Raw genomic sequence first — 22995 nt, 5'->3', positions numbered from 1 at the left:
TTGAATCGTCCAATAATATCTTCGATTAGCATGGAGAAAAACTTCCCTTCTCGGATTAAATTTTTGAGTATATCTTTCAATGATTTTGGTCTTCATAAGCAATACCATGATCTACCACTAATTCAGGAATCACTTCATGGATATTAGAAATAGGATTGAGCATTTTTTATATTTTAACATAAATATCCAATTTTTTCGGTTTTTTCAATTCATAACACATTTCGTTGCAACTTTTTTGATTTCGTTGCAACTTTTGGCTTTTCGTTGCAACTTTCTCGATTTCGTTGCAACTATCCAATAATCTCCTAATTATATGTAATTAATTACCATTAAATAACGAAAGAAAGACCTGATTCGCATTTAAAGCGAACCAGGTCTTTCTTATTATTATTAAACTATGATTCTATTTATGAAAAAATCGCTCGTTGCTTATCTAACCATGTTTTCATCGTTTTGAACAATAAGATGACAACGGTAGATAGTAACAGACCTTTGATTAAATTAAATGGCAGAATACCTAATAAGATGGTTTGGGTTAAAACAGTACCCGTCATTGCAGGCGCATTTAAGAAATATGTGTACATTGGTAAAAATACTGCGTAATTTAAAACGCTCATTCCGATAGCCATTGTAAAAACTCCTGCAATTAAGCCAATCGTTAAGCCTTTTGTAGTTGAAATTTTACGATAAACCATATAAACAGGAAGCATAAATAATACGCTTGTAGCAAAATTCGCCATTTCTCCTACCGGCACACCCGTTGGACTTCCACTAAAGATCATGTACAAAATATTTTTAAATAAAGCGACTAATATTCCAGCTATAGGACCCATTGTTATTGCTGCGATTAGCGCTGGTACATCACTAAAGTCGACTTTCAAAAAAGCTGGCAACGCTGGTAATGGAAAATTAAATAGCATTAATACAAATGAAATACTACTCAACATCGCAACTGCGATCATAATACGCAATTTGTTGTTCTTCATTATGACTCTCTCCTTTTGTCGATTCACTCCACAAGAAGAAAAGTTTGTTCGTTTCAGCTCCATCAAAAAACCCCATAAGCCGTTATCGCTTTGGGGAGTAAAAGGCGCACCTAAATAGGCGTCTCGTTAAATGACAGAACGAAAAACGACCGCACCTTCACCTTCTCCCATCCAGACTATACTGTCGGCTTTGGAATCACACCAAATCCTGCCTTAACGGCTCGCGGGCTCAAGAAAACGTTCTTCAATTACCGCCGATCGGGAATTTCACCCTGCCCCGAAGATGAATCATTATTAACTTACATCCTATACTATAAGAAAAAAAGAATCATTTGTAAACTACTTGAGCCTACTAAATGATTCTTTTTGTTACCAACTATATTTATTTAGCCCTAATGGTTGTTCAATTGGTTGAGTTAAATTAATCCCGTTCCACTGTTCTTCAAGGACATTATCTAATTGAACCTGAACATCGAAGGTAGCTCCTGTTAAAACAAAACTTTCAATCAATTGAGTTGATTGATCTTGTGATAACGAATTAAGCTCGAGAGGTTCAGTGAATTTGATGTGAATAATACCTTGAATTTCTTCAATTGTGTAAGTTACAGATCTTGGTATCGCTTTTCCAAAAAAATCATTTGGAGGCGTCTTTAAGGCATCCATCGCTTCGGACACATTATTATATGTTTCATTCAGACTCGGTACCATATAGACCTTACCTGTCGAATCTGTGTAAGGGTAAACAGCCGTTTTAAATAACCCATTTGATAAAACAGTAGGTGTTACTTGACCGACTTGATCAAATTCCGCTTGACTACCATCTTCATTCTGATGATTGATTTGTGTAAATCCTTCAAAAGTAAATTGAAGTGATTCATTATATGCCTCAAGAGTGGCACTTGATAAGTCATAATCATGCTCATTTGGTAACCGATGATTTAGTTGGTCTTGATCAATTTCAAAAGATCCTTTAAAAGGGTGGTATTCAATAAAACCAAGGCCTTCTTCATCGATTTCATCTGCGTATTGCTCATATAATTGCAAAGTATTTGGAGAAAGATTCCCAAAATCCTCTTGAATTTGATCATTAGGTATTAAAAATGTAACGGGTACTACAAGTGCATCTTGAGAAACTAGACCAATTATAAAAGCTGTATGATTTTCTACATCACTTGAATTGGCAGTGGTTCCGTTTGATCCAACTGCAGATTTTGCAACAGGCATTTCACTTTCAGAAGTAACTTTTTCTGACGCATCATCAAAAGTTTCTGCTTCTTCTTTTGATTCATTAGATGTATCTTCATCAGCTGCAGTTATTGAAGTTTGGTTATTGTCACTTGAATCCATTTCAATCGCTTTAGATTCTGCACTTTGTGAATTACTATCAAATGCACTATCCATAAAGTTATTTGGCTTATTGATTAGCGTTGCACCTAATAGGGTTAACGTAATCAATGCAGCTAATGCTACAACTGGTGGTATCCATCGTTTCCGGTTCATTGGGGAAACTTCGGCAAGTCTTTCATCTTGTTGTAAACGTCTCAATACCTCGTCTTTTGAACGTGTGTCTTGATGTTTGGGCACTTGGCTAAGTAACTGATCGATTTTTTGTTCACTCCATTTATTATTGCTCATCGTGAACTTTCCTCCTATCCGAATGCCCAGATAAGCGATCCCGAAGTTTATGAATTGCTCGGTGTTGTGTGGTCTTGACTTTACCTTCCGTCCATCCGAGAACTTGCGCTGTTTCAGAAATGGATAAGTCTTGGAAGTATCTCATAATAACAACCATTTTTTGATCGCCTGTACATTCATCTAACGCGTTTAACAATTGTTTCATTTCATCATTCATTTCAGCTAATTCTTCTGGAAGAGCTTCTGTGGATCTTAACTCTTGCTTTTCCCAATCAAAAAAGTCAAATGAATACTTTTTACGTATCGAAGATTTTCGGAAATGGTCAATTGCTACATTTTTAGCAATTGAAAATAACCACGTTTTTTCAGAACTTTTTCCTTCAAAACGACTGAACGCTTTTAAAACTCTTACATATACTTCATGCATTAAATCTTCGGCTGTTTGTCTATTTTTCACCATATACAACAAGAATTGAAATACATCTTGATGATACTGGTCATATAGCCTGTGAAAAACGGAGTCATTCATTAACAACTCCCCCCGTTCTATAAAGTAGTCGTTTCAGTCTCTAATAAAGTTACAAATTTTTAATGGGTAATGTAAAGGTGAATATGGTACCAACATTTTCTTCACTTTTAACGGTAATCGCGCCATTGTGGGCTTCTACCATATTTTTAGCTATTGCTAAACCTAAGCCAGTTCCAGATTTACCTCTAGTTCTTGATTTATCAGCCTTATAGAAACGCTCAAATACAAATGGTATATCCTCAGTTGGGATTCCAGATCCTGTATCCTCAACACGGATTTTAACGAATGCATTGTGTTGTTCGACATGAACTGAGACATTTCCTTCATTTGATGTATGGCGAATTGCGTTGTCAATTAAATTCGTTAACACTTGTTCAATTCGATCTTCATCAATCTCAACAATTAGCTCTGGAGTCACTGTTGTGATAAATTTCAAATCAACATGTGATTCTCTAGCTACTTGAGCAAATTTTTGCGTGATTCGTTCAATTACTTGAGCAATGGCTACATACTCTTTATACAGTCGCATGCGACCTGATTCCATTCTCGCTAAATCAAGTAAATCTGTTACTAAACGTCCCATACGTTTTGATTCTTCATAAATAATTTTAATCATTTCATCTCGTTCTTCATCTGTCGTCACCACTTCATCAATTATGGCTTCACTATAGCCTTGTAACATAGCAATAGGTGTTCTTAATTCATGAGAAACATTTGCGATGAAATCGGAGCGTAGTCGGTCCAGGCGGTTTTGTTCTGTCATATCTCGGAGTACGGCAACTGCTCCTCGGATTGAATCTCCGCTGTATAAGGGACTAAATGTAATCGCATAATAACTGCCTTCCATTTCCAGTTCTTCATTAATTTCTTCTTCTAAATGTAGAACATGGTCGAGCATATGGTCCATTTCGATGGGAATAGGTTGCCCTTTGCTTGTTCCAATACGGAGAAACCATTTTTGCAACAACTTTTCTGCTTGTGGGTTGCTAACTAAAATTGTATGATCTCGATTGAATGTAATTACCGCGTCTGTCATCGATGTTAATATGCTTGATAATTGTTCTTTTTCCTGATTAATTACTTCTAGATGATGTTTCAATTGACGTCCCATTTGATTAAATGCTGTAGCTAATTGACCAATTTCATCATTTTGAAGTGTCGGTATTTTTGTATCAAAGTTTCCTTTGGACAGTTCAAATGCAGCTTCGCGCATTTTCCGTAATGGAGAAGTAATTCGAGTCGACAAGAAGAATGCAAAGAAACTCGTTAACATAAATGCTATAAATGCTGATAAAAAGACGATATTTGTCGTTTCTTTTGTCGTTTCATGAATAACATCTAAACTTTGATAAATGAATACTGCACCATGCAAATCATTCTCAATATTTAACGGAGAAGCTAAAACAATAAAGGATTCCATTTGATTATTATTTTCAAGGGAAGGTAAAATCATTTCTTTTAAAATAGGTTGAGAGGATTCAAAAACTTTAGCTAGACTTGCATCATTCATGATACGTTCTTTTATTTTCTCTTCATTTTCACCTTCATGTAATGTCAACGAAACTTCACGAGGTTCTTTTGCTATAAGTGCATTCGTTTCAGGACCTAATATGTCAGAAATGATATACATTGTGGAATCCACTTGGTCATGTTCATTCACTATTCGCGCAATTGTATTCGCTTCTTTGCGTAAAGAGGCCTCTGCTTGTTCACTATGATAGTTTCCTAAAAACTCAAGCATCAAGATCGTAATGATAAACAATATAAACGAAACGAGAAGCAGTATGGTTACCCATAGCTTCCCGACGACGCTGTTCCATATTCTATTCATTGACAATCTCAAATTTGTATCCAACACCCCAAACAGTCACAATCATTTTAGCGGCTTTTTCGGATACACGATTTAATTTTTCACGTAATCGTTTGACGTGAGTGTCTACTGTACGCAAATCTCCAAAGAAATCATAATGCCATACTTCTTTTAGCAGTTGTTCACGATCAAACACTTTGTCTGGTGCTTTTGCTAAGAAGTATAGAAGTTCATATTCTTTTGGTGTTAAGTTCACTTCTGTTCCATCAGCAGTTACACGGTGTGCGTCATGATCGATTGTTAAATGAGGGAATACAACCAAGTCCTTAGACACCGATGACGTTGAAATCGGTGAAATGGTTACTGAGCGTCGTAATACCGCTTTCACTCTCAGTACAACTTCTCGTGGACTAAATGGTTTTACGATGTAATCGTCCGCCCCTAATTCAAATCCTTCAACACGATTCGCTTCTTCGCCCTTGGCAGTTAATAACATAATTGGTGTTGCTTTATGTTCACGCAGCTCCGTAATGACTTCTAAGCCATCCTTCTCAGGCATCATGACATCTAGTAAGATACAATGATAATCTTTTTCCAACGCCATTTCTAAGGCTATTTCACCATTCTCAGCCTCATCTACTTCATATCCTTCACGCTCTAAATACATTTTTAATAATCTACGAATACGATCTTCGTCATCTACTATTAATACAGATATATGTTCTGACATTATGGGAACCCCTTCCGTCTTACCAATTATTGTACAATTACATGTTTAAAATTGAAAGAAAAGCCCTTCCCCTGGAAGGAAAAGGCTTGTCTATTATGCGTATGAATGTAAACCGGCAATAATTAAGTTAACTGCAATTAAGTTGAACATTATTATTATAAATCCGATTACCGCTAACCATGCAGATTTTTCACCATGCCATCCTCTAGATAAACGAAGGTGTAAGAACGCTGCGTAGAATAACCACGTAATGAGAGCCCAAACTTCTTTTGGATCCCATCCCCAGAATCTTGACCATGCTTCATGTGCCCAAATCATGGCAAATATTAGCGCTCCGAGTGTAAATACTGGGAAACCGATTGAAACTGCACGATAACCGATTTCATCCATCAACTGAGAATTTGCTTTCTTCGCAAATGGTTTTAAAAGAGCTGAAATAGATTTTCGAGCAATTAATCGGATTAACCCATACAATATAGTCCCAAACAGTATAGACCATGTAACCGTTGTTAATTTTTTGGCATTAACAAGAGCCGGCATTTCTGCAATTGGCTTCATAGTTCCTGGTGTCAACGCTTCAAATTCGTTCATTCCGAAAATGGGTGGAGTGTTGTAAGTAATTTCTTTTTCTTTTTGTTCTTTATCAACATAATTAAACTTTGCTTCGTAATCCATTACACTAAAAGTTGTAGTTGAAGCAACAAATCCTAATGTTAATACGAGTGTAAACATTACAGCCTCTAACCAGAAACGTTGTTTTGATTTTTTTGTAATATCCACATTTTTTAATAGATAAATTAATCCCGCAACTGCACTAATGGCTAAGATTGCTTCACCTAACGCAGCAGTCGTCACATGTACAGTTAACCAATAACTCTTAAGAGCAGGAATTAACGGATTGATCTCACGTGGAAACATACTGGCAAAACCAATAATGATAATGGCAATTGGTAAAGCAAACAACCCAAGTAATGGAGTTTTGTATATGAAATAAATTAAGATAAACGCCCCAACAACCATCATGCCGAATGCTGTTGTAAATTCAAATAAATTACTTACGGGAGCATGTCCCGCTGCGATCCAGCGAGTAATAAAGTACGCTATGTTCGCAATAAACCCGACGATTGTAACGGTGATTCCGATACGCGCCCATCTTTTCTCAGATGCGGACGTTTCAGCACCAGATACTTTTACGGCACCTCCGAAGAACAAGGTTGCGATTAAGTAACAAACGAATGCAACAAACAATAAATTACTACTTATTGATACTAATGTCATGACGATTTCTCACCATCCTCTTTAAGCTCTTGGCCTTCTGTATCGTGTTGATCAATGTACTGTGGCAGTTGTGCCACTTCTGTAACTTGATCTAACTCTTTTTTAACCCCAAACCAGTTTTTGTTGGTATGGGCTGCAACTACTAATTGGCCATCTGTTGATTCGTGAATCCAAATTCGACGGTGATTAAAGTAAGAACCTTGGGCAACTCCAATCATAAAGAGTAAGCCACCTAATGCTAAAATCCATAATGTTTTATCTTTACGAATTGTTAATCCTGAAACATCACGAGTGTCAACATTTTGGAACTCGAGTTTAAATTCATTGTCTCCAAGTGGCTCGATTGTTTGTTTGATTGCTACAAAACTAGTTTCACCTTTTGGAGTTTCAGGGGTGAACATTTTCACTAAGAACGCTGGATTGTTAGGTACAGGAGATTTTGTTTGAGGCTCTCCATTTTCAAACCCAGAAAAATCAGGATAATAGCCAATTAATTCTACTTTTGATCCTTTTCCAACATCATACGATTTTTCCGGATTTACAAGATCTATTGCTAAATCACCTAGTGATTCACCTGTTGCTTTATTTGATAAATTAAAGTGCATCGTTTTTAGCTCATCTAATCGGAAATCCATTTGAAAAACAGCATAGCCTTCAAATTTCAATGGATGATTAACTTGGATGGATTCTTTTTTTACTTCTTTTAAATCTTCAGTCTGTCCTGGCAAAGCTTCTTCTGGTTTTTTGTATAGCACCACATCTGTTTGGTAGTTCGATGCAATCGTTCCTACACGTTCTATTGCTTCACCAAACACTTCGTCGGCTTGATCTTTGTCGTAGGTTTCTAAAATAAATTCTTTGCTTTCCAAGTAGAAGCCTGGTGCTTCAGGAATGGCACGTGTTTCCCCTTCTCGGATCCACATTGTTTCATCCACATAAAATCCAGGTAAAGCACGTAACATGACACCAAATAAGAAAATGATAAGACCGACATGATTAACATAAGGACCCCATCTTGCAAAACGTCCCTTTTCAGCTAATAATGCTCCATTTTCACGCTTTACGGTATAGCGGAGTTCTTTAAGCTTTTCTTCACTTTTCGCTAGAGCATCTTCACCCAAGATCTTTTCACCTTGACCAAAGAGTCGTTGACGTTTCATGAAGCTTTCATGTCTTTTCGTACGTTGTTTTTTCAAGGATTTATATAATGGAACAAAACGATCTAAACTGGCAACAATTAAAGAGATGCCTAGCATACCAATTAATGTTTGGAACCACCATGACCCATATAAATCTGATAAACCTAATTCATAGTAAAGTTTACCGAACGTACCATAAACACGCTCATAGTAAGCAGCAATGTCTGCTTCAGTAGTTGCTGGAACATATAATACTTGAGGTAATATCGTTCCGACTGCAGCTGCCACTAAAATCGTAATAATGATGATTATTCCAATTTTTACGCTCGAGAAAAAATTCCAAACTTTATCAATAATTGATTTGTTATACGTTTGAGAGCGACGTGCAGTCCCTTCATAACGCATGTCCACTAACTTTTGATCCTTAGCTTCTTTCGTGAGGGGCCGACCACAGTTCCCACATAACACTGTTCCTTCTGGATTTTCATGCCCACAAGCACAAATGATGTTGTTCATATGATTGACTCCTTATTCAGGACGTATTTGCTTCATAAAACCGGCAATGTCCTGTTCTGTCATTTCTCCGCGTACAATTTGCTCAATTTCTCCATCAGGATTGATTAACAATGTAGTTGGAAGCGGGTCAATGTTGTATGCTTCCATTACACTTTTCGTTTTATCAATGACGATAGGGAAATCTAATCCATACTGACTTGCAAATCGTTCTACTTCGAAATCAGACTGTGCAATATTTACAGCCAAAATTTGAACACCTTGTTCTTTATAAATTTCATATTGACGATCCATTGCAGGCATTTCTTTTGCACAAGGTTTGCACCAAGTACCCCAGAAATTTAAAAAGACACCTTGTCCTTTATAATCTGACAACCGATGCTCTTCCCCATTTAAATCCACCAATGTGAAATCAGGTGCCTGATCACCAATGCCGAGGACTTCTACTTTTTCTTTGGTGGCATTGTTGTATATGGTGTAGACAATTGCAAGTACAAGAACAGATAAAATAATTGTTCGTAAAATAAATCTTTTTTGTTTCGTCTGAGCCATTTTCCGACCTCCTACATGACGAAATATTCCTTTATTATTATAACAAACAAAAGTGGGTGTTTAGACCGCACTTTTGAAGGGTTTGTGAACGTTTCTATTGGGCGTTGAAATAGTGCGCAAAAAATAGCTTTCGTATCTCGTCGGTGGTTTGTTTTTCAGCTTCTCACGTATTTTGAATATGCTCCGGTGCTCGAAAGCTATGCCGCCTCGATCTACTCGGCTCTTTTTTGCTCTTATTTGAACAGGTTTGTTATTAGTTATGAACCAATTTTTCCTGTTTCAGCCATTACGCGTAATAATTTCACTTCATGCGAGCTTAATTCACGGGAATCACCAGCGTTAAGACCGTGAAGTGTTAAGAACGCAAATCGTTCACGTTTTAACTTTTGAACTGGGAAACCAATCGCATCGAACATACGTCGAACTTGACGGTTTTTACCTTCGTGGATTGTGATTTCAATAATGGCTTTGCCGCCTTGTTTTGAATCTGCCGATAATAATTTCACTCGTGCAGGGGCTGTTTTGCCATCCTCTAAATCAACACCGCGCTCAAGTATACGAAGTTGTTCCTTATTAGGGATGCCTTTTACCCGTGCCACATACGTTTTATCAATCTTAAATTTAGGATGAGTTAGGGTATAAGATAAATCGCCATCATTGGTCATGATTAAAAGACCAGATGTGTCATAATCTAGACGTCCAACTGGAAATAGTCGTTCTTGAATGTGTGGGAATAAATCAGCAACAGTTTCTCGACCTTTGTCGTCAGTTACTGCAGAAATAACACCTCTTGGTTTATAGAGCAAGTGATAGACTTTTTGTTCTTTTTCAAGCTTCACTCCATCTACTTCAACTGTATCAGTTGGCGATACTTTCGTTCCAAGTTCTGTAACAACTTTTCCATTTACTTTTACTTTACCCTCTAAAATGAGCTGCTCAGATTTTCTTCGTGACGCAACCCCAGCATGTGCTAACATTTTTTGTAATCTTTCCATACTTTCACCTCTTAGTTTAGTCCTATACTCTGTAGAAAATTATGTCACACTTTCGCTCAAAACAAAAGAAGACCGCTTATTTAATAAGCAGTCTTCATCATTCAATCCGCTCAATATGTACTTTTTGTGAGAGTATAGTTTTGCCGTTTATTTGTACTTCCCATCTCGCAACTTTTTGTAATGATTTTTTTCGGTTCAATACTACGAGATGAGTAACTTGATCTTTTTTGCTTTTTAAGACATAGACAGGTTTTTCGGTTTTGATAACCATTCCCCCAGGTAAATCATACAAACCCTTTTCAACGACTTGAACTCTATCATATTGCGAAAAGGCATTCTGTGCAAGTTGCTGATGCATTTGCCAATCGTTGGATTGATTTAATGTAACCACAATGACTTCTTCATCACCGTCTTTGAAATATGTAGCTAGTGTTCTCCCCGCTGCTTTAGTGAATCCTGTTTTCCCGGCAATTGCTGTAGAGTCTAAGCGAACGAGTTTGTGCTTATTTTCCCAATGCTTGCCGTTCCCTTTGTAATAGGAAGCGGTTAATATCGGCTCCAACGCTTTGTTGTCCATTGCAATTTTCAACATGAGAGCTGTGTCATAGGCAGTGGACAAATGTTCTTCATTGTGAAGACCAGATGGGTTTTGAAAATAGGTGTTGTTTAATCCCATTATCTTTGCTTTTTCATTCATCAATTTCACAAATCCTACTACTGATCCTCCAGCATGTTCTGCAAGAGCTACAGCTGCATCATTCCCCGATCTCAACATTAATCCATATAATAGAAAATCGACAGGTGTTTCTTCTCCATTTTTCAAGTAAATGGATGAACCTTCTTGTGAAGTTGCATTTGGTGAAATTTTCGCATATTCTTTTAAATCGACTTCTTGTGCCACGACAACCGCAGTCCACATTTTTGTTAGACTCGCAATTGGTAACTGAACATGTTCTCCGCTTCCAGCTAATAATCGCCCTGTTTTTGCATCAATAACCGCATAAGAAGATCCCTGGGCTTGTGTAAAATGAGGGTAAAGCATAACTACCAAGAGCAACACTAACAGTAACGCTATTTGTTTTCTCAAGCATTAGCACCTTTCGTCTGTTATTCTTTTTGTTCTCCAAAGGCTTCTTGAAACTTCGTCATAAACAAATCCGTTTGCTCTTCTTCTTCAGATTCTTGTGCTTCTGGTAGAGAAGGTAATTCATTCGTATCATTAAGACCAAAAACATTCAAAAACTCTTTAGTAGTGCCATAAAGAATAGCTCGGCCAGTTCCTTCCGCACGACCTACTTCCTGTATTAAGCCTTTCAAACCTAACGTATGTAAAGGTCTCTCACTTTTCACTCCACGAATCTCTTCAATTTCGATTCTTGTAATTGGTTGCTTATAAGCAACAATCGCCAACACTTCTAAGGACGCTTGAGAAAGGGGTTGGTTTGTTGGGTTCTCAACTAAGCGTTGAATTGTATCTGCATTTTTCTTTTTTGAGATAAGTTGATATGTACCAGCAAGTTCTTTTAATTCAATACCGCGCACTTTAGACTTTTTATAGTCCGCTTGAAGACTTATTAATGCTTCTTTCACTTCGCTAGCTGATGCATCTGTTAAACTTTCAATTTGTTTACTAGATAGCCCTTCGTCGCCTGTGACAAAGAGCAGACTTTCGATTTTACTCATCAATAGGCTCAAATAACTCTTCCTCCCATCGATCATTTAATAGTTTAACTGTTAAATCATCAAAATTATGTTGTTGTTCGACAAATACCATTTGTCTTTTCATTAGTTCAAGTAACGATAAGAAAGTAACAACTAATGTTGGTTTATCTTCAGAAGGAAATAATTCTGAAAAAGAACAACTACCTCCTCTTGATCTCAATGTGTGAAAGACACTTTTCATTTGGTCTTTTACTGATAGTTCTTGTCGAGCAATTCGAGTGGATAACGGAGCTTTCAGTTGTTTTCTTCTCATCATTTTTTGAAAAGCACCTAACATATCATAAACATTTAATTGTTCATCAAATGCCGACAGTTGCTTAGTTGTCTGATAGTCGGTTAAATCACTTGGAGCTCTAGTAAATACTTGAGCACGTTGTTCTTCAAGTTGTTGTAATACTTCTGCCGCCTCTTTATACTTTCGATACTCTATGAGTCGACTAACTAATTCGTCACGAGGGTCATTCATATCAACTGACAAATCATCTTCATCAAACTCCCCTTCGTGTATAGGGAGAAGCATTTTACTTTTAATAGCTAGTAAAGAAGCCGCCATTACTAAATATTCACTTGCTTCATTTAGCTCTAAAACTTGCATTGCACGAATGTGTTCCATGTACTGTAAGGTCAAGTCAGCCATTGGAATATCATATATATCAATTTCCAAACGATGAATTAAGTGCAATAATAAATCGAGAGGACCTTCAAAAGCGTCCAGTTTTACTTCATAAGACATGTTAGATCACCCGATCAAATAGATTCAAATTTTAGTATAGAGGAAGTGAGAGCAGAATGCATCCGTTGTTTCACCCACTTTTCACGCAGTTTATGACATATTTTAATGAGCATGAAGATTATTTTGAATGTCATGAAGTATTAGAAGAATATTGGAAAGAAATTGCACCAAAAGATAAAACACATCCACTAACAGCCTGGATATTGCTAGCGACTGGAATGTATCACTGGCGAAGAGGTAATTTCAGTGGCGCAAAAAGATCTCTTTCTAAATCAATTGACAGAATTCGAATGAATGAAAAGAGTGTTTTTTTTGAAGGAGTTCATCTTCAAGAAGTGATGAAAAACATCCAACATGCGCTTGATTTTGCTAATCAGGAAAAATCATTTGAAGCATTTAAAATACAGATTATTTCTCAAAGACTAAAAGACGTTATCGACACTCAACCAGCATTAGTTCCTCTAACGGGAGATCATCTCATACACAAGCATATGCTTCGTGATCGCTCAGAAATACTTAAAGCACGTGAAGAAAAAAGAAGGAACAGACATTAAGCGTCTGTTCCTTCTTTCTCTGTTAGGCACTTATCTATAAATGGCTTTGTTGATTCTGCTGCATAGATTTCGGTACACGGAAGAAATTGTTGTACTTTAGATACCATTTCTTTTCCAATTCCTTCTCCCCTATAAGAAGGAGTAACGGAAATATGTTGAACTAAGCACACGTCATCTGAAGTTTCGATCCCTATCAAACCCACGAAATCCTCATCTTTTTTCCACATAAACAAATGCCAGTTAGGATTGTTTTCATAGGTATGAATTGTTTCTTGTAATTTTTTTAAGTTTTTTTCTTGTGGCATAAACGACAGTAAACCCATCGCAATTTTCTCGCAATTTTTTTTGAATCGAACTAACATAATAAATCCCTCATTTTTGTTTCCGCTTCAGCACCAATGACTATCCTACCTCATAAGTTAAAAAACTTCAACTTAAAACCCATTTTTTAACAATTTATAGGTTTGGCGCGAAAAATTTCCAATACATGATTCCCCAGAAAACACCCATGACTAGGATGAATAGGAATAGCTTTATATTGTTACTTTTCATCTGGTTTCACCAAACTCTTCTTCTAAAGAACAATCTAATCTCACAATATCTTCATATGTTTCTCGTTTGATGATCATACGGTGTTTTCCCTTTTCAGCGAAAACAACAGCTGGCCTTGGCAGTCGGTTATAGTTGCTCGCCATCGAATAACCATAAGCACCTGTGCAAAATACAGCTAACGTGTCTCCAGCTTCAACTGCTGGTAAAGTAATGTTTTCAATCAACTTATCACCAGATTCACAACACTTACCGGCAACCGTATAAGGCGAAGTAGAATTCGCTGTCATTTTATTTGCAACTGCAGCATCATATTTTGCTTGGTATAATGCTGGACGAATATTGTCTGACATTCCTCCATCAACTGCTAAGTAATTACGAACACCTGGAACTTCTTTTTGAGAACCAATTGTGTACAAGGTTGTCCCCGCATCACCTACTAGCGAACGACCAGGTTCAATCCAAATTTCAGGCATTGGATAGTTGTGTTGTACAATTTCAGATTGAATCGTCTTCATCATGTCTTCTACATACACTGCAGGATCAAGTGGATTGTCTTCTTCTGTGTAGCGAATACCAAATCCACCACCAAGATTTAACACAGGACATATAAAGTCGAATTGTGTTTTCCAAGTAATCATTTTAGCAATTAATTTTCTTGCAGCTAAGGAGAATGCAACAGTATCAAATATTTGCGAACCAATATGACAATGCATTCCTAACAGATGTATAAATGAATCTTCTTTAACTAACTCGAACGCTTGATCCGCTTGTCCATTATTTAAGTCAAAACCGAATTTTGAATCGGCTTGCCCTGTCGTAATATAATCATGCGTGTGAGCTTCAATTCCAGGAGTAACACGTAATAGTATATTAATATTCATTTTTTTCAACTTTGTCAATCTTTTTAATTGTTCAATTTCGTAAAAATTATCGACAACAATACACCCAATCCCTGAATCTAGTGCGAACAGTAATTCCTCATCACTTTTATTGTTGCCGTGAAAGTGAATACGTTCAACAGGAAAATCTGCCCGGATCGCTGTAAATAATTCTCCTCCTGACACTACATCTAAAGAAAGACCTTCTTTTGCAGCAAGTTGATACATGGCAATACTGGAAAAAGCTTTGCTTGCATAAGCTACTTGAGCTTTAACACCCGCGTTTTCAAAAGTTTGCATGAAAGCTCTTGCACGCTCTTTTATTAAAGCCGTATCGTAAACATATAAAGGTGTTCCATACGTGTTTGCTAATGTCACTGCTGAAGTTCCACCAATCGTTAATTGACCATTTTCATCAATCGACTGTGTTCCATATAAATGCATCATCATCTCTCCCAATGGTGTTTCAATATAAGAACTTTACCATAGGAAAAGACAACGATGCAATGGAAGGATTACGAACGTTTACGTTGAGGTGAATGAACAATGAACGGTCTAAGTGCTCCATTGGATGATGGAAAGCGAACTAGAATGCGTGCCAAAGCTTTTGGGAAAAACGGTACAAGTGGCCATAAATACGGCACGCCCATAGGTTTGATTGAAACTAAATACATAAATAACAATAACAATCCGATGAAAAAGCCATTGGTACCAAAACCTACTGTGGCAAACAAAAGCATATTGCGGAAAATTTTAGCCGCAACACTTAATTCATAAGAAGGTAAGGCAAATGTTAGTATCGCAGAAACGGCTGTGTACAACACGACTTCTGGAATAAATAACCCGACATCGATTGCAATTTGACCAATAATAATAGCTGCGACGAGCCCCATTGCAGTAGAAAGAGGTGTGGGGGTATGAATGGCAGCTAGCCTTAAAAATTCAAGACCGAGATCTGCTATGACGATTTGAAGGAAAATAGGTACGTCTCCAGTTTTTTCTGGCCCAATGAAGGACATAAAATCAGGTACATGCCCTGCCTCTTTGACAAGTAAATACCAGAAAGGCAATAGTACTAAACTTAAGAAAAATCCCGACAAGCGCAAGAATCGAACAATCGTTCCAATCAATGGCGCTTGACGATACTCTTCCGCATGTTGTAAATGATGAAAGATTGTTGTGGGCACCAGGATAACCGATGGAGATGTATCCACAATAATAGCAATATGACCTTCTAACAAGTGAGCCGCACATGTATCAGCACGTTCGGTATAACGCACAAAAGGAACCGGATGAAATTTTTGTTTGAATAACCACTCTTCGAGCGACTTATCAGTCATCGTTAATCCATCATGATGGATTTTTTTCATTCGTGTGCGAATATAATCGATATGTTCTTCATTAGCTAAACCTTTTATATAAGCGACCACTGTATCTGTTTTTCCACGGGTAGATAGTTGAGTTAATTCAAATCGAAGTGAAACATCGCGAATTCTTCTACGAACCAATGCTGTATTTTGAAGGATATTTTCAGTAAATCCATCTCGAGATCCACGAATTACCTTCTCATTGTCAGGCTCTTCAGGTTGTCTCCCTGGGTAGGAACGAACATCAATGGTGAAAACAAATCCTCCTGAAGTAACAATGCCTAGCTGACCGCTTAAAATTGCTGACAGCCAGGCATCTTTTGAATCATAAACTGTAACCGAGTGATAGGGAAAATAACTATTCATTGCTTCAATTTCATCAATTTCGGTTTTGCGTTTCATTTGAGATTGCGTACTTTGAGTTAAGGTTAAGATTTGAGTAAGTGTTGTCGAATCAATTAACCCGTTCATATAAACAAATAAAGCTGGAATCGACCAGACGTGTGCATTCTTGACGCCCACATCAAAACTTTCTCCTTTTCCAAACTTCGAATAAACAAAGGATTCAGCATCTAGTATGTTGTTGAAAAGTGACTGATTTATTGAGATCCATCCTTTAATGTTGCTTGCTTAGGCAACATCCAACTTTTCAGTTGCTTCAGTATTTTTTTCTCTAACCTTGATACTTGTACTTGAGAAATGCCCAATCTTTCAGCTATATCACTTTGGGTGCAATCTAGATAATAGCGAAGATAAATAATCGTTTGTTCTCGTTTTCCAAGTTTTGATAATATATCGCGTAGTGGAATGTGATCAAATGACCGCTCTGATCGTTCGTCTCGCAACTGATCCATTAATGTCAATGCATCGCCTTCACTTTCAAAAAGTTGCTCATGGAGTGAGGCGGGATCTCGTAAAGCATCAGATGCTAACACAAGTTCGTCCATCGTGACATCTAACGTTTTTGCGAGATCCGTTAACGATGGTTGTCGTTCATGGATACGGATAAATTCATCGGTTGCATGACGGATTTTAAAACTCAATTCTCTAATCGAACGACTCACTTTTACCATGCCATCGTCTCGTAGGAATCGTTGAATTTCCCCGATAATCATCGGTACTGCATAGGTCGAGAACTTAACTTCATATGACAAATCAAATTTGTCTACTGATTTCATCAATCCAATACAACCGATTTGAAATAAGTCTTCTAGATCCGCTCCCCGTGAAGCGAATCGTTGAACAATCGACCAGACTAAACGGGTGTTTCCTTCCACCATTGTTTGTCGGGCTACTTTGTCTCCTTCTTGAGACAAAAAGATTAGTTCGCGCATTTTTTCTTGTGTCAACAACACGGGCTGTTGTCCAATAGGCGTCGTCATCGTTCACCTAGAACGAAGTTGGATTGAATGGGTAAAAACTCTTTCGTAAAGGTAATCGCAGTTCCTTTCTGAGGCTCTGACCATACCGATAAATGATCTGAAAAACTTTCCATAATGGTAAAGCCCATTCCAGAACGTTCTCTTTCTGGCTTTGATGTGTACAGAGGTTCCATGGCTTGTTCCACGTTAGGTATACCTCTTCCTTCATCGGTGATAGTCATCGTTATGGATTGTCCACTCCGCTTTGCTCGAATCGTGATAATACCTTCTCCATCTTCTTCATAACCATGAATGATGGCATTCGTCACCGCTTCTGAAACGATTGTTTTGAATTCTGCTAATTCATCAATGGTTGGGTCTAGAGATGCAATAAAACTCGTCATGACCATACGTGCTAAACCTTCATTTTCACTTATGGCAATAAACGAAAGCGTCATTTCATTGTCCATTTAAAATACCCCCTAACTCTGCGATTGTTTCTTCTTCTGTTGTTGGCCATACATATGAACCTAATCCGGAATATTGGAAGATTTTTTTCATCGTTTCAGAAGGATGTAAAATGACTGTTTGTCCGTTTGTTGGAACAAAATCTCGCATTCTTCCTAAGATAAGTCCAATACCTGCACTGTCCATAAACTGTAAGTCTTGCAAGTTCCAGATGATGGCCCGAAGAGTTCCTCTGTATAGAGATTGTGAAATTTCGTCACGGATTAGTTGTGTTGCATGGTGATCTAGTTCGCCTTTTAAACGAATAATTGCTATGCCGTCTTCGACAAATAGTAGTTGATGCTTCATAAAGTAACTCCTCCTTTCCGTGACTATTCGAGGTGAGTTAGTATTATTCCTTGTCGTTGACAAATAAAGGGAAAACCTCTTATTTATCGACAAAAATTGCATCATCCTATTCATTAGTAGTATGGAAAATCTTTCATCTCTTTAAACATCAAATGAAAAAAGGTTTAAGTTTTTTTAGGAGATTGTTACTGGAATTTCACCATCGTTACTTTGTGACTTGGTCACTTGAGCGGAATGGTTTCCAGGTCTCTTCGGTAGAACAATTTCCATACTGATACGAAGAAGTTTCCAGTCCGCTTCGCACGAATACTTGCTGCACCTTGATCTAGGGAATAAAGAGGAGGGCTTGTGACTTCGTCACTCGCCTTCCTTTCTTTTTTCAGATCATCCTGCGGCGGGTATGCGTCCGTCGCTCCCTTGCAACTTGAATTCAAAGTTAAGTTCATTTGGTTTACAAAAGAATTGTTGCTTCTTTTATGTAGATATTCGACCGAAGATGATATTTCGGTCTCTTTCTGCTTTCTTTATTTCAGACCATTCTTTAGAGAAAACACTGGCTGATAATCTTCATTCTTATACAAAGAAGTTTCTAATAGCAATGCACCTCGTTAGATAAAGAAAAAACGATTTGCTTATTTCCTTTCCAAAACAGAGCAAAAAATTACATTAAAAAACTCCTTTGCAAATTGATGAATATAATAAAAGTAATCTTATTTTAGACTGAACAATGGGAGTGAAATAATGGGAGCAATAAATGGGAAGGAATTAATTGACCGTTTAGACCAACTGAAAGCCGAAATATGGTTTGATGGAGAAAGGATTACTGGAAAGATTTCAGATCACCCTGCTTTTAAGGGAATTCTCCAGACAAAAGCATCTTTGTATGACCTGCAGCTGGAGCCCCATCTTTTAAATGAATTGACATTTATTTCACCTGATACTAATGAACCAACAGGGATTTCCTATTTACAACCTAAAACAAAAGAAGATTTAGTAAAGAGAAGAACAATGATGGAGCATTGGGCAAGACAGACCAAGGGGATGATGGGGAGAAGTCCAGATTATCTAAACTCAGTTATTATGGGTTTCGCATCTTCTGCTCCATTTTTAATGGGAAAAGAAAAGTGTTTTCCCGAGAACATCCAGTCCATTTATGAATTAGCCATGAGTAAAGATTTAACATTCACTCACACATTTGTAACCCCCCAAGTGAACCGTTCATTATTTAATTATTTCTCCTCTAAAGAACCAATTTCAGCAAAAGTGATTGAACATAACGAGCAAGGGTTAGTCATAAAAGGTGCACGTCTCCTGGCTACTCAAGGTGGCTTAACTGATGAAGTCCTAGTCTTTAGTACACCAAGTCTCTTCTTGCAAGAGGATGAATCCTATGCTTTCTCGATTCCTTCCAATACACCAGGATTAAAATTTATCTGCAGGGAATCTTTTGTTGGTGGAGATTCTGCTTTTAATCATCCACTTAGCTCGAAATTCGAAGAAATGGATTCTGTTGTTGTCTTTGATCATGTTTTAGTCCCATGGAATCGTGTATTCTATTATGGAAACGTTGAAGCATCAGCAAACTTCCTTTTAAACAGTTCCTTTCATTGTTTTGCATTACATCAAACCGTAACTAGACAAATTGTTAAGTCAGAATTCATGTTAGGGCTTGCTCAACTAATAGTGGAGACCATCAACGTAGGCGAGTATCAGCATATTCATGAAAAGCTATCAGAATTCATCATTGGACTTGAAACGATGAAGGCTCTTCTTGAGAAATCTGAGCAAGATTGCCAATTAGATGAATTTGGGACGATGCGTCCTCATCTGCCTCCTCTTCAAATTGCCAGTAATATCTTTCCGAAAATATATCCACGATATTGTGAAATTATCCAATTAATCGGTGCAAGCGGTATGGTGACTTTGCCCACTGAAAAAGCAATTAATTCTTTAATTGGTTCAGATATTCGCCAATATCTTCAAGGCTCAACCAAAACGGCCGAAGAGCGAATAAAGGTATTTCGATTAGCATGGGATTTAACAATGAGTTCATTTGGCACAAGACAAATTCAATACGAACGGTACTTTTTTGGAGATCCTATTCGATTATCCAGTGCACTTTATAATACTTATCCAAAAGAGCAATACGTAAAAACAGTCTGTGAATTTCTAGATATAAAATATGAGCGTTAAATAGAGTTTCTTCTTGAGAATAGCAGGACGTCTAATTAGCCAAGGTGACCCATACTGACCGGAAGAGCAGCATCTAAAAATCTATTGCACACAAAAAAGCGATCTCCGGAGAGACCGCTTTTATTCTTTACTCTATTCAGTAATGATTTCTTCAATCAAGTTTGGTGCTGTTGTTGGATCTTTAGAGAACTCAATATATTTGTAAAGAATGGTTAATACGTTATCAACATTCTCAGTATTCGCATGGATTGTTGCAAGTGACTCGCCTTCTTTAACTGCGTCGCCTACTTTCTTATGAAGAACAATTCCTACCGCTAGATCGATTTCCGATTCTTTGGTAGCACGTCCTGCACCTAGCAACATCGCAGCAGTCCCTACTTCATCTGCTTCTATGAACGATACATAGCCGCTTTCTTTTGCAGGAACTTCAAATGTGAATTGAGCTTGTGGTAATAACTCTGGAGAATCTACTACTGCTGGATTACCACCTTGACCTTCAATGAAACCTTTTAATATTTCAATCGCTGAACCATTTTCAATTACTTCAAGAAGCATAGCACGAGCTTCATCTAGATCCTTCGCTTTTCCACCAACTACAACCATTTGGCTTCCTAAAACTAAGCACAGTTCAGTTAAGTCTGCTGGACCTTTACCACGAAGTGTATCAATTGCTTCCTTGACTTCTAATGAGTTCCCAATCGCAAAACCTAATGGTTGGCTCATATCAGAAATAATCGCCATTGTTTGGCGTCCTACGTTGTTGCCGATTTGAACCATTGCACGTGCAAGTGAACGTGCGTCTTCAACTGTCTTCATGAATGCGCCTTCGCCCGTCTTAACATCTAATACAATGGCATCTGCACCTGCAGCGATTTTTTTACTCATAATTGAACTTGCTATTAACGGAATGCTATTGACAGTTCCTGTAACGTCACGAAGTGCATAAAGTTTCTTATCAGCAGGTGTTAAATTTCCACTTTGACCAATTACCGCTAATTTTAATTCATTTACTTGTTTTGTGAATTGTTCTGTTGTTAACTCAACATGGAATCCATCGATTGCTTCTAATTTATCAATCGTCCCGCCAGTATGTCCTAAACCTCGGCCACTCATTTTTGCAACAGGCACTCCACAAGCTGCCACTAAAGGTCCAAGGACAAGTGTTGTTGTATCGCCAACGCCACCAGTTGAATGTTTGTCTACCTTGATTCCTTCGATACCAGATAAATCGATTTGATCACCTGACTCTACCATAGCTAAAGTTAAATCTGCACGTTCACGGTCTGTCATGTCTTGGAAGTAGATTGCCATTAATAAAGCACTTACTTGATAATCAGGGATGTTTCCATTTGTATATTTTTCAATGAAGAAATTAATTTCTTGTGATGTTAGTTCTTTTCCATCACGTTTTTTTTCTATTAAATCGACCATTCTCATGAATGTTCACCTATCCTTTAGTTTAAATGAGCAAGAAAACTGCGACCAAATTTCGGCATTGGTACGTTAAAGTTTTCTGCAATTGTTGCGCCTATATCAGCAAATGTTTCACTTAGAGGAAGTTCTTTACCTTCTGCAAAACGTGGTGAATAAGCTAATAATGGTACATATTCTCGTGTATGATCTGAGCCTGGGAAAGTTGGGTCATTTCCATGATCCGCTGTAATAATCAATAAATCTTCATTTGTTAATGCGTTTAATACTTCTGGCATACGAGCGTCAAATGCTTCTAAAGCTTCGCCGTATCCAATTGGATCACGACGATGACCATATAAAGCGTCAAAATCAACAAGGTTTAGGAAGCTAATCCCGTGGAAATCTTTATTAACAACTTGTGCTAACTTATCCATACCGTCCATATTGTCTACTGTACGTAAAGATTCAGTTACGCCTTCGTTATTAAAAATATCCGAGATTTTGCCGATTGCTATTACATCATAATTTGCGTCTTTTAATTCGTTCATCACAGTTCGTTCAAAAGGTTTTAACGCATAGTCATGACGATTGGTTGTGCGTTTGAAAGCTCCAGGTTGACCTTTAAATGGGCGTGCAATTACACGTCCTACTAAATATTCTGAATCTAATGTTAATTCACGTGCAATTTCACAAATAGAATATAACTCTTCTAGAGGAATAATTTCTTCGTGCGCTGCAATTTGCAAGACAGGGTCAGCAGAAGTATAGACGATTATTGCTCCCGTTTCCATATGCTCTTGTCCTAGCTCATCTAATATTTCAGTTCCACTAGCTGGTTTATTGCCAATGACTGTACGTCCCGTTTTTTCTTCTAACGCTTTAATTAATTCATCAGGGAATCCGTCTGGATACACTTTAAATGGTTTTGTGATATTAAGGCCCATGATTTCCCAGTGACCAGTCATTGTATCTTTGCCTACAGATGCTTCTTGCATTTTCCCGTAGTGGGATGAAGGAACATCAACAGGTTGTATGCCTTGGAATGGACGAATGTTTGAAAGCCCCATTTTCTCAAGGTTAGGCATGTTAAGGCCATTCATTTTTTCTGCAATATGACCTAATGTATCAGAACCTTCGTCTCCGAAAGCTTTGGCATCTGGAGCTTCGCCAATTCCTACTGAATCCATTACGACTAAGTGAATACGTTTAAATGATTTGTTTGACATACATATCCTCCTT

The 22995-nt window shown here is 37.6% G+C and carries 22 protein-coding genes and 1 riboswitch; of the genes, 2 read left to right on the top strand and 20 right to left on the bottom strand.

Translation table 11 applies throughout. From position 1 onward, the window contains the following. Positions 1-407: 407 nt before the first annotated feature. From WBG45_RS15095 to WBG45_RS15040, 12 genes are all read right to left on the bottom strand, one after another. Positions 408-986, bottom strand: a complete 579-nt coding sequence (locus WBG45_RS15095; RefSeq protein ID WP_424415839.1) for an ECF transporter S component — start codon at positions 984-986, stop codon at positions 408-410. Between the two features lie 155 nt (positions 987-1141). Beyond that, positions 1142-1275: riboswitch (FMN riboswitch) on the bottom strand. An 80-nt stretch (positions 1276-1355) separates the two neighbouring features. Then, positions 1356-2621 carry a hypothetical protein gene (locus WBG45_RS15090; RefSeq protein ID WP_424415837.1) on the bottom strand — a complete coding sequence of 422 codons (1266 nt, stop codon included), beginning with the start codon at positions 2619-2621 and terminating at the stop codon, positions 1356-1358. After that, complete coding sequence (gene sigX / locus WBG45_RS15085; RefSeq protein WP_424415835.1) at positions 2611-3156, bottom strand: RNA polymerase sigma factor SigX; 546 nt, start codon at positions 3154-3156, stop codon at positions 2611-2613. Before sigX ends, WBG45_RS15090 begins: the two co-directional genes overlap by 11 nt. Positions 3157-3199: 43 nt before the next feature. Beyond that, positions 3200-4981: an ATP-binding protein gene (locus tag WBG45_RS15080; protein ID WP_424415833.1), complete on the bottom strand. Its 1782-nt coding sequence runs from the start codon at positions 4979-4981 to the stop codon at positions 3200-3202. Next, positions 4974-5690: a response regulator transcription factor gene (locus WBG45_RS15075; protein WP_424415831.1), complete on the bottom strand. Its 717-nt coding sequence runs from the start codon at positions 5688-5690 to the stop codon at positions 4974-4976. Before WBG45_RS15075 ends, WBG45_RS15080 begins: the two co-directional genes overlap by 8 nt. A gap of 93 nt (positions 5691-5783) precedes the next feature. After that, the gene (gene ccsB, locus WBG45_RS15070) at positions 5784-6968 is read right to left on the bottom strand and encodes a c-type cytochrome biogenesis protein CcsB (RefSeq protein ID WP_424415829.1); all 1185 of its coding nucleotides are present in this window, start codon (positions 6966-6968) and stop codon (positions 5784-5786) included. Continuing rightward, entirely contained in the window at positions 6965-8623 is a 1659-nt protein-coding gene (gene resB, locus WBG45_RS15065; protein ID WP_424415827.1) for a cytochrome c biogenesis protein ResB, read from the bottom strand. Before resB ends, ccsB begins: the two co-directional genes overlap by 4 nt. Before the next feature lie 12 nt (positions 8624-8635). After that, positions 8636-9172 carry a thiol-disulfide oxidoreductase ResA gene (resA, locus tag WBG45_RS15060; protein WP_424415825.1) on the bottom strand — a complete coding sequence of 179 codons (537 nt, stop codon included), beginning with the start codon at positions 9170-9172 and terminating at the stop codon, positions 8636-8638. Positions 9173-9429: 257 nt separating this feature from the next. Further along, positions 9430-10167: a pseudouridine synthase gene (locus WBG45_RS15055; protein WP_024534900.1), complete on the bottom strand. Its 738-nt coding sequence runs from the start codon at positions 10165-10167 to the stop codon at positions 9430-9432. Between the two features lie 97 nt (positions 10168-10264). Continuing rightward, the gene (locus WBG45_RS15050; RefSeq protein ID WP_424415823.1) at positions 10265-11254 is read right to left on the bottom strand and encodes a D-alanyl-D-alanine carboxypeptidase family protein; all 990 of its coding nucleotides are present in this window, start codon (positions 11252-11254) and stop codon (positions 10265-10267) included. A 20-nt stretch (positions 11255-11274) separates the two neighbouring features. Beyond that, positions 11275-11862, bottom strand: coding sequence for an SMC-Scp complex subunit ScpB (gene scpB / locus WBG45_RS15045; RefSeq protein WP_424415821.1), 588 nt, complete (start codon positions 11860-11862; stop codon positions 11275-11277). Further along, complete coding sequence (locus WBG45_RS15040; RefSeq protein ID WP_424415819.1) at positions 11843-12622, bottom strand: segregation/condensation protein A; 780 nt, start codon at positions 12620-12622, stop codon at positions 11843-11845. The genes scpB and WBG45_RS15040 overlap by 20 nt, the downstream gene beginning before the upstream one ends. Positions 12623-12714: 92 nt before the next feature. Here WBG45_RS15040 and WBG45_RS15035 point away from each other — a divergent pair, with 92 nt between their 5' ends. Further along, positions 12715-13176: a DUF309 domain-containing protein gene (locus tag WBG45_RS15035; RefSeq protein WP_424415817.1), complete on the top strand. Its 462-nt coding sequence runs from the start codon at positions 12715-12717 to the stop codon at positions 13174-13176. Here the strand turns inward: WBG45_RS15035 and WBG45_RS15030 are convergent. The 6 genes from WBG45_RS15030 to WBG45_RS15005 all read right to left on the bottom strand — a co-directional run bounded on the left by WBG45_RS15030 (position 13173) and on the right by WBG45_RS15005 (position 18150). Further along, the gene (locus WBG45_RS15030; protein ID WP_024534905.1) at positions 13173-13538 is read right to left on the bottom strand and encodes a GNAT family N-acetyltransferase; all 366 of its coding nucleotides are present in this window, start codon (positions 13536-13538) and stop codon (positions 13173-13175) included. The genes WBG45_RS15035 and WBG45_RS15030 overlap by 4 nt on opposite strands. A gap of 186 nt (positions 13539-13724) precedes the next feature. Next, complete coding sequence (gene lysA, locus WBG45_RS15025; protein WP_424415815.1) at positions 13725-15050, bottom strand: diaminopimelate decarboxylase; 1326 nt, start codon at positions 15048-15050, stop codon at positions 13725-13727. A gap of 71 nt (positions 15051-15121) precedes the next feature. Next, positions 15122-16576, bottom strand: a complete 1455-nt coding sequence (locus WBG45_RS15020; protein ID WP_424416003.1) for a spore germination protein — start codon at positions 16574-16576, stop codon at positions 15122-15124. After that, a complete protein-coding gene (locus tag WBG45_RS15015; protein WP_424415814.1) occupies positions 16573-17355 on the bottom strand; it encodes a SigF/SigG family RNA polymerase sporulation sigma factor in 783 nt (260 codons plus the stop codon). The genes WBG45_RS15020 and WBG45_RS15015 overlap by 4 nt, the downstream gene beginning before the upstream one ends. Further along, positions 17352-17804, bottom strand: a complete 453-nt coding sequence (spoIIAB, locus tag WBG45_RS15010; protein WP_424415812.1) for an anti-sigma F factor — start codon at positions 17802-17804, stop codon at positions 17352-17354. Before spoIIAB ends, WBG45_RS15015 begins: the two co-directional genes overlap by 4 nt. After that, complete coding sequence (locus WBG45_RS15005) at positions 17794-18150, bottom strand: STAS domain-containing protein (protein WP_424415810.1); 357 nt, start codon at positions 18148-18150, stop codon at positions 17794-17796. The genes spoIIAB and WBG45_RS15005 overlap by 11 nt, the downstream gene beginning before the upstream one ends. Positions 18151-18891: 741 nt before the next feature. On the opposite strand from WBG45_RS15005, the gene hpaB reads away from it, so the two are divergent. Further along, positions 18892-20343, top strand: a complete 1452-nt coding sequence (gene hpaB, locus WBG45_RS15000) for a 4-hydroxyphenylacetate 3-monooxygenase, oxygenase component (RefSeq protein WP_424415808.1) — start codon at positions 18892-18894, stop codon at positions 20341-20343. A gap of 132 nt (positions 20344-20475) precedes the next feature. Here hpaB and WBG45_RS14995 read toward each other — a convergent pair whose 3' ends face one another. Together WBG45_RS14995 and deoB are read right to left on the bottom strand one after the other, a co-directional pair. Then, positions 20476-21780, bottom strand: a complete 1305-nt coding sequence (locus WBG45_RS14995) for a pyrimidine-nucleoside phosphorylase (RefSeq protein ID WP_424415807.1) — start codon at positions 21778-21780, stop codon at positions 20476-20478. Positions 21781-21797: 17 nt separating this feature from the next. Then, complete coding sequence (gene deoB, locus WBG45_RS14990) at positions 21798-22982, bottom strand: phosphopentomutase (RefSeq protein ID WP_424415805.1); 1185 nt, start codon at positions 22980-22982, stop codon at positions 21798-21800. Positions 22983-22995 lie beyond the last annotated feature (13 nt).

This window comes from Paenisporosarcina sp. (assembly GCF_049671445.1).
Taxonomy (GTDB): Bacteria; Bacillota; Bacilli; order Bacillales_A; family Planococcaceae; genus Paenisporosarcina.
Note: the sequence above shows the minus strand (reverse complement) of the source record. Positions and strands in the feature narration are given on the sequence as shown.